Consider the following 7,603-nt stretch of genomic DNA (forward strand, 5'->3'; position numbering starts at 1 on the left):
GGGCGGAACGGGACCATCCGCCGTCGCCGCGGGCAAAGCGGGCGAAAACTGCCGACCCGCCGGGGCTAGTCTGACCGGGCAACAATCCGGATGCCCGCCATGACCCTGTCCTTCGATCCCGACCGCATCGCCCTGCCCCTGGGCCATGTCATCGACGGCCAGCTGATCGCGGCGGAGGGCGTTCTGCCGATGCAGCGCCCGTCGGATGCGGCAGATTATGCCGCCTGCCCGCAGGCCGATGCCGCGATGGTGGACCGCGCCGTGCAATCGGCCCGGCGCGCGCAGGCGGCAGGCTGGGGGGCGGCCATGCCGCGCGACCGCACCCGCGCGCTCTGTGCCTGGGCCGACCTGATCGAGGCCGAGGCCCCGGCCCTTGCCCGGCTTGAGGCGCTGTCCTCGACCCGCCCGGTCGGGCAGCTGGTCGCGGGCGACATCGCGGTGACCGCCGAACAGATCCGCTTTTTCGCCGAGATGGCCGACAAGGAGGGCGGCGATCTGGCCCCCACCCGTGACGCGGCGCTTGGCATGACGGTGACCGAGCCCTGGGGCGTCGTGGGCGCGATCACGCCGTGGAATTTCCCGATCTCGATGGCGGGGTGGAAGCTGGGGCCGGCCTTGGCGGCAGGAAATGCCGTGGTGCTGAAACCGTCCGAGATGACGCCCTTTTCCACGATCATGCTGGCGCAGCTGGCGGTGCGGGCCGGCATTCCGGCGGGGCTGGTCAATGTGGTCCTGGGCTGCGGCCCGGTCACCGGCGGCGCGATCACCGGCCATCCCGACGTCGCCAAGGTCAGCTTTACCGGATCGACCGGTGCCGGTCAGGCGATCATGGCCAATATCGCCCGCACGGGGATCAAGCCGATGACGCTGGAGCTGGGCGGAAAATCCCCCCAGATCGTCTTTGCCGATGCCGATCTGGATCTGGCGGTGGATGCGATCGCGCGCTCGATCATGGCCAATGCGGGGCAGGCCTGCGTGGCGGGCAGCCGGGTCATCGCGCACCGCACCATCGCCGACGATCTGGCGCAGCGGCTGGTCGCCCGGATGGTGCCGGACCGCCCCGGCCCCACCTGGGACGCGGCCACGGTCTATGGCCCGATCATCTCGGACCGGCAGCTGGGGCGCATCGACGCCATCGTGGCCCAGGCCCGCGCCCAGGGCGCGACCACGCTGACCGGGGGCGCGCGGATGGACCGCCCGGGCTATTTCTATGCGCCGACGCTGCTGGCCGGTCTGGCCCCCGACAGCCCGGCGATCCTGCACGAGATCTTCGGCCCGGTCCTGACCCTGCAGACCTTCGATGACGACGATCAGGCGATGGCCCTGTCGGACCACCCGACCTACGGGTTGTGCGCGGGCATCTTTACACGGGACCTGTCGCGGGCCATGCGGGCGATGCGGCGGGTTCAGGCAGGCACGGTCTGGATCAACCGCTATGGCCGCTCGCGCGATCACATCCTGCCGACCGGGGGCTATCGCCAGTCGGGTCTGGGCAAGGATCTGGGCCGCGAGGCCTACCGCGCCAACCGCCAGTCCAAGACCGTGCTGATCGACATCTGAGGAGACCACCATGACCCACCGCATCGCCCTGATCCCCGGAGACGGCATCGGCATTCCCGTCACCCAAGCCGCCATGCAGGTCGTCACCGCCAGCGGCGCCGATGTCCAGACGGTCACCTTTCCCTGGTCCTGCGACCATTATCTGCAGCATGGCCTGATGATGCCCGATGACGGGATCGAGACCCTGCGCGGCTTTGACGCGATCTTTCTGGGCGCGGTCGGCTGGCCCGCCCGCGTGCCCGACAGCGTTTCGCTGCACGGGCTGCTGCTGCCGATCCGCAAGGCCTTTGTCCAATACGCCAACATCCGCCCGCACCGCCTGCTGGAGGGCGTTGAGGGCCCGCTGAAGACCCGCGATTTCGACATCCTCTGCATCCGCGAGAATACCGAGGGCGAATATTCCGGCGCCGGCGGCCGCGTCCATGTCGGCACCCCCGACGAGGTTGCCGTGGAAACTGCGATCTTTACCCGCGCGGGCGTCGAGCGCATCCTGCGTTTCGGGTTCGAACAGGCGCGGGCACGGCGCGGCCTGCTGGCCTCGGTCACCAAATCCAATGCGCAGCGGCACACGATGGTCTTCTGGGACCAGGTCACGGACGAACTGGCCGCCGAATACCCCGATGTCCAGGTCACCCGCTATCATATCGACGCCATGTGCGCGCGCATGGTCATGGCGCCCGAAAGCCTGGATGTGGTGGTGGCCTCGAACCTTTTCGGCGACATCCTGACGGATCTGGGCGCGGCCATTCAGGGGGGCCTGGGCTTTGCGGCCTCGGCCAATATCGACCCGACGCGGTCCGGCCCGTCGATGTTCGAACCGGTCCACGGCTCGGCCCCCGACATTGCGGACAAGGGGATTGCCAACCCGATGGCCGCCTTCTGGTCGGCCGCGATGATGCTGGAGCATCTGGGCCAGACCGACCCCGCCGCCCGCATCATGGCCGCAATGGAGGCCGCCACCGCCCGCGGCATCGGCACGCAACCGGGCCGCGACACGACCGATGCGATCACCGCCGCCGTTCTGGCGCAACTGAAGGACTAAGACCATGACGATCCACGCCCCCTTTCCCCGGCTTGCCGACCCGGACCTGCTGCGCCAGCAGGCGCTGATCGGGGGGGCGTGGGTCGATGCCGATGGCGGTGCCACGCTGGCCGTGACCGACCCCGCCACCGGCGCGACCCTGGGGTCCGTGCCCGACATCACCGCCGACCAGACCCGCGCCGCGATCAGCGCCGCCGACGCGGCCCTGGCCCTATGGCGCAGGCGTCCGTCGGCCGAACGCGCCGATCTGCTGATGGCCTGGCACGACCTGATGGTCGCCGCGACCGAGGATCTGGCCCTGATCCTGACGCTGGAACAGGGCAAGCCCCTGGCCGAAGCCCGCGCCGAGATCGCCTATGGCGCCAGCTTCGTGCGCTGGTTCGCCGAAGAGGCCCGCCGGATCGAGGGCCAGATCATCCCCGCCCCCACCGCCGACCGCCGCATTCTGGCCAGCCGCGAACCCGTGGGCGTGTCGGCCATCATCACGCCCTGGAATTTCCCGAACGCGATGATCACCCGCAAGGTCGCGCCCGCGCTGGCCGCAGGCTGCACCGTGGTGATCAAGCCGTCGGAATTCACGCCGTTCTCGGCGCTGGCGCTTGGGGTGCTGGCCCTGCGCGCGGGCATCCCGGCGGGCGTCATCAACATCGTTACCGGCCTGCCCACCGCCATCGGCGCCGAACTGACCGCCAGCGCCACGGTGCGCAAGCTGTCCTTCACCGGCTCGACCCGCGTGGGGGCGATGCTGATGGGCCAATGCGCGCCCACCGTGAAACGCCTGTCGCTGGAGCTGGGCGGCAACGCGCCCTTCATCATCTTCGACGACGCCGATCTGGATGCCGCCGTCGACGGCCTGATCGCCGCCAAGTTCCGCAATGGCGGGCAGACCTGCGTCTGCGCGAACCGCATCTTTGTGCAGGACGGCGTCCATGACGCCTTCGTCGACCGCCTGTCGGCCCGCGTGGGCGCGATGCGCGTCGGCCCCGGCACCAATGCCGCCAGCCAGATCGGCCCGATGATCAACCCCGCCGCCCTGGACAAGATCAAGGCGCATGTCGCCGACGCCCTCGCCCAGGGCGCGACCATCGCGGCCCAGGCCCCGGTGCCCGCGGGCCAATACGCCCGCCCCACCGTGCTGATCGGCGCCACCACCGCGATGGCCCTGGCCTCCGAGGAAACCTTCGGCCCCGTCGCCCCCATCTTCCGCTTCACCGATGAGGACGCGGCCATCCGCGACGCCAACGCGACCCCCTTCGGCCTTGCCGCCTATTTCTACACCCGCGACCTGTCCCGCGCCTTCCGCGTGGCCGAGGCGCTGGAATTCGGCATGGTCGGCCTGAACACCGGCGCGCTGTCGATGGCCACGGCCCCCTTTGGCGGTATCAAGCAATCAGGCATGGGCCGCGAAGGATCGCGTCATGGTATCGAGGATTATGTCGAGATCAAATATATGTGCATGGCAGGCATCTAGGCAAAATCAGGGCGGGACCAAGCGATGACAGGCATAGTGGCGGTTACGGGCGCAGCGGGCGCGCTGGGCAGCAAGACAGTCGAGATATTGGCTGCGGGCGGTTGGACGGTTGTCGGCATCGACCTAGGCAAGGTGGCGTCGGATGGCGTTGCGCTCGCTTTGGGTGGCGTCGATCTGACCGATGAAGCGGCGGTCGGCGTCGCTGCCGCTCGGATAGAAAAGGAGCTTGGGCGGCTTGACGGCCTGGTCAATATCGCAGGCGGTTTCAGTTGGGAAACCGTGGCAGACGGCAGCGTCGCGACATGGGACCGGCTCTATGCCATGAATGTCCGCACCGCACTGATCGCAAGTCGCGCGCTTTTGCCATTGCTGCGCGCCAGCCACGGGGCGATCGTCAATATCGGCGCAGCCGCTTCGGTGAAAGCCGGGGTTGGCATGGGCGCCTATGCCGCCTCCAAGTCCGGCGTTGCGCGCCTGACCGAAGCATTGGCCGAGGAATTGAAGGAAGAGGGCGTGCGGGTAAACGCCATATTGCCCAGTATCATCGACACGCCCACGAACCGCGCCGATATGCCAGACGCTGATGTCGCAAAATGGGTATCCCCGGCACAGCTTGCAGGCGTGGTGGCCTTCCTGTTGTCCAGTGACGCCATGCCGATCACTGGCGCGCTGATCCCGGTGACGGGGCGGGTCTAACGCCGCGTCCCGACCGAAAGGATGGTCGAAACGATCAAGGTACTGATCGCCCCTGCCTCCGTTCAGCTAATCGTCTGCCGGAGCAGCGCCAAAGTCCGCGCCCAGGCAAGATCGGCCGCCGCCTTGTCGAAACGCGGGGTCGTATCATTGTTGAACCCATGCTCCGCGCCCTCGTAGATATAGGCTTTGTAGTGCGTTCCGGCCTGCTTCAACGCCGCTTGATATTCGGGCCATGCTGCGTTGGTCCGCGCGTCATTGCCGGCATAATGGATGAGTAGTTGCGCTTTGATCTTCGGCACCTCGGCCAGTGCGGACGGGCTGCCATAGAAGGGCACGGCCGCGCGCAGGTCAGGCAGGCGTGTTGCCAGCAGATTGGCGATCCAACCGCCAAAGCAGAAGCCGACTGCCGCGATCTTGCCGTTGCTGCCCGCCATGGTGCGCGCGTGGGTTGCCGCGGCGACAAAATCCTCGCCAATCTTGGTCCGGTCCAGCGTGGCAAAGGCAGCGCGCGCCTTGTCCTCGTCGCCCGGATAGCCGCCGATCGTTGTCAGGGCGTCCGGCGCAACCGCCATATAGCCATCGACCGCCAGCCGCCGGGCAATATCCTCAATATGCGGGTTAAGGCCGCGATTTTCATGCGCAACGATGACGACGGGCAGCTTTGCGGTGGTCTTTGCCGCTGGCCGCGCAACATAGGCGCGCACCGTCCCGTTGCCAGCGGGTGAAGCGATATCCACATGGCTGATGATGATCCGCTTGTCGTCGGGTTTGATCACCTGTCCGCGTGCGAAATCGGGGCTGAGCGCCGCCAGCATCGTCGTGGCCGCCGCCGCGCTGCCGACATGCACGGCGCATTGGGTCACAAAGCCGCGCCGGTCGATCGCGCCATGCACATAAGCGTCAAACAAATCGAGCACCGCGCGGGGGTAGGCGGTGGCGCCCTTCCTGTCAGCGTCCTGCGTCATGTCACTGTCCTTCCATTCAGCCCGATACCACGAGTTTATCGCCGTCTTTTGCGGTCAAGCCAAGAAAAACCCATAGCCTCGGGCCGCTAAGCCTCGCTATGGGAAGCCAACCCCCAAGAGACACAGGACATTGCCCCGATATGAGCGCCCCGCTGTCGCCCCGCACCATTGGTCCATTCACGGTCAAGGCCATCGGCCTTGGCTGCATGAATTTGAGCCATGCCTACCTGCCCCGGCCCGAACCTGCCCAGGCGGAACGGCTGTTGGGCCACGCGCTCGACATCGGCGTCGACTTTTTCGACACCGCGGCGCTGTACGGCTTTGGCGCGAATGAGGAACTGTTGGGCCGTACCCTGATGCACCGGCGCGACGACTTTGTCCTCGCCAGCAAATGCGTGCTGGGCGGGAAGGATGGCAAGCGCGGTATTGACGGATCGCCCCAGGCAATCACCGCCACGCTGGAAGATTCGCTCCGGCGGTTGAATGTCGATCATATCGATCTCTATTATCTCCACCGGCTCGATCCCAATGTTCCGATCGAGGAGTCGGTCGGTGCGCTGGCGCGCGCTGTCGAGGCTGGCAAAATCGGTGCCATCGGCCTGTCGGAAATGTCCGCCACGACGCTGCGCCGCGCTCATGCGGTTCACCCCATAGCGGCGATGCAGACCGAATATTCGCCCTGGAGCCGCAACGCTGAAGTGGCTGTGCTGGACGCCTGCGGCGAACTGGGCGTCGGCTTTGTCGCCTTTTCGCCTGTCGCGCGCGGTGTGTTGGCTGGCGGGGTGGGGCCAGAGGGGGTGCAGGAGGGCGATGTCCGCGCCTCCATGCCGCGCTTCCACCCGCCGCACCTGCCCCATAATCTTCAGCTTGCTGCCGCCTTCGGCCGGATCGCCGCAGATGCCGGCTGCACCATGGCGCAACTCTCGCTTGGCTGGGTGCTGTCGCGCCGCCCTTATGTCGTGGCAATCCCCGGCACCACCAGCACCGCCCATCTGGACGAGGATATGGCGACGCTGTCGATCGACCTGCCTGCCGAGACGCTCGCGGCGGTCGATGCGCTGTTCACCTTCGAGGCTGTATCCGGCCCGCGCTATCCCCGCGCGGCGCAGGCGCAGATAGATACCGAAACCTGGGACGGCGAACCGCTTGAATAACGGTCTGAGCCGCCATGGCCCGGCCCGCCTGCCCGACAGTCAGGCTGTGTCAAAAGGGGGAGGGGGCTTCGAACCGAACCATCAAGCTGCTTGATCCGTCCTCGATATCCATTATATTGAGGACGGGAAGGGGTCGCCATGTCCAGACCGATGACACTTAATGTACGTGTAAGCGGCGCGCTGAGTGACTTTGTTGCTGCCAATGTCAGTGACACCGGAGCCTATGACAATGTCAGCGAATATGTCCGTGATCTGATCCGCCGCGACAAGGAACGGGTAGAGGCCGATCGCTTCGCCCGGCTGAAAGCCGAGCTGGCGCGCGCCTTCTCCGCGCCGGAGGCAAGTTACGAGATATTGGATGCAGACGCGGTAATCGCCCGCAATCGTCGCGCCTGACGCTGATGGCGGCATTCCGGGTACAGGACGCGGCGGGCCGCAGGCTGGACGAAATCTATGTCTATACGCGCGACACATGGGGTGAAGCGCAGGCCGATCGCTATATTCGCGCCTTGTTCGCCCAGTTCGAGGCCATTGCGACACGAGACGCGGCCTGGCGGGTGATCCCGGCAGAGTTTGGCGTGGACGGCTATTACTGCCGGTTCGAGCATCATTATATCTATTGGCGTGTGTTGAACGATGGTGCCGTGGGGATCGTCACGATCCTTCATGAGCGGATGCACCAGATGGATCGCTTCCGCGAGGATCAGCCCTGATA

General features: G+C 66.6%; 8 protein-coding genes. 7 read left to right on the forward strand and 1 reads right to left on the reverse strand.

Annotated features, from left to right (window positions below; genetic code table 11):
- Positions 1–99 precede the first annotated feature (99 nt).
- From ABS73_RS14850 to ABS73_RS14865, 4 genes are read left to right on the forward strand one after another with little or no spacing between them, the layout of a single operon-like run.
- On the forward strand, positions 100–1,560 hold the full coding sequence (locus ABS73_RS14850) for an aldehyde dehydrogenase family protein (protein ID WP_277021962.1): 1,461 nt from the start codon (positions 100–102) through the stop codon (positions 1,558–1,560).
- 10 nt (positions 1,561–1,570) lie between these two features.
- Complete coding sequence (locus ABS73_RS14855; RefSeq protein ID WP_277021964.1) at positions 1,571–2,602, forward strand: tartrate dehydrogenase; 1,032 nt, start codon at positions 1,571–1,573, stop codon at positions 2,600–2,602.
- A gap of 4 nt (positions 2,603–2,606) precedes the next feature.
- Positions 2,607–4,073, forward strand: a complete 1,467-nt coding sequence (locus ABS73_RS14860) for an NAD-dependent succinate-semialdehyde dehydrogenase (RefSeq protein WP_286693536.1) — start codon at positions 2,607–2,609, stop codon at positions 4,071–4,073.
- Positions 4,074–4,097: 24 nt separating this feature from the next.
- A complete protein-coding gene (locus tag ABS73_RS14865) occupies positions 4,098–4,769 on the forward strand; it encodes an SDR family NAD(P)-dependent oxidoreductase (RefSeq protein ID WP_017181914.1) in 672 nt (223 codons plus the stop codon).
- 62 nt (positions 4,770–4,831) lie between these two features.
- On the opposite strand, the gene ABS73_RS14870 is transcribed toward ABS73_RS14865, so the two are convergent.
- Positions 4,832–5,734, reverse strand: coding sequence for a dienelactone hydrolase family protein (locus ABS73_RS14870; protein WP_017181915.1), 903 nt, complete (start codon positions 5,732–5,734; stop codon positions 4,832–4,834).
- A 140-nt stretch (positions 5,735–5,874) separates the two neighbouring features.
- Between ABS73_RS14870 and ABS73_RS14875 the strand changes: the two genes are divergently transcribed.
- The 3 genes from ABS73_RS14875 (at position 5,875) to ABS73_RS14885 (ending at position 7,601) form a co-directional block, all read left to right on the forward strand.
- Complete coding sequence (locus tag ABS73_RS14875; RefSeq protein WP_017181916.1) at positions 5,875–6,888, forward strand: aldo/keto reductase; 1,014 nt, start codon at positions 5,875–5,877, stop codon at positions 6,886–6,888.
- Positions 6,889–7,026: 138 nt separating this feature from the next.
- The gene (locus ABS73_RS14880; RefSeq protein WP_026002181.1) at positions 7,027–7,284 is read left to right on the forward strand and encodes a ribbon-helix-helix domain-containing protein; all 258 of its coding nucleotides are present in this window, start codon (positions 7,027–7,029) and stop codon (positions 7,282–7,284) included.
- 5 nt (positions 7,285–7,289) lie between these two features.
- On the forward strand, positions 7,290–7,601 hold the full coding sequence (locus ABS73_RS14885) for a type II toxin-antitoxin system RelE/ParE family toxin (RefSeq protein WP_086486114.1): 312 nt from the start codon (positions 7,290–7,292) through the stop codon (positions 7,599–7,601).
- Positions 7,602–7,603: the final 2 nt, after the last annotated feature.

This window comes from Paracoccus sp. SCN 68-21, from assembly GCF_001724535.1.
Lineage (GTDB): Bacteria > Pseudomonadota > Alphaproteobacteria > Rhodobacterales > Rhodobacteraceae > Paracoccus > Paracoccus hibiscisoli.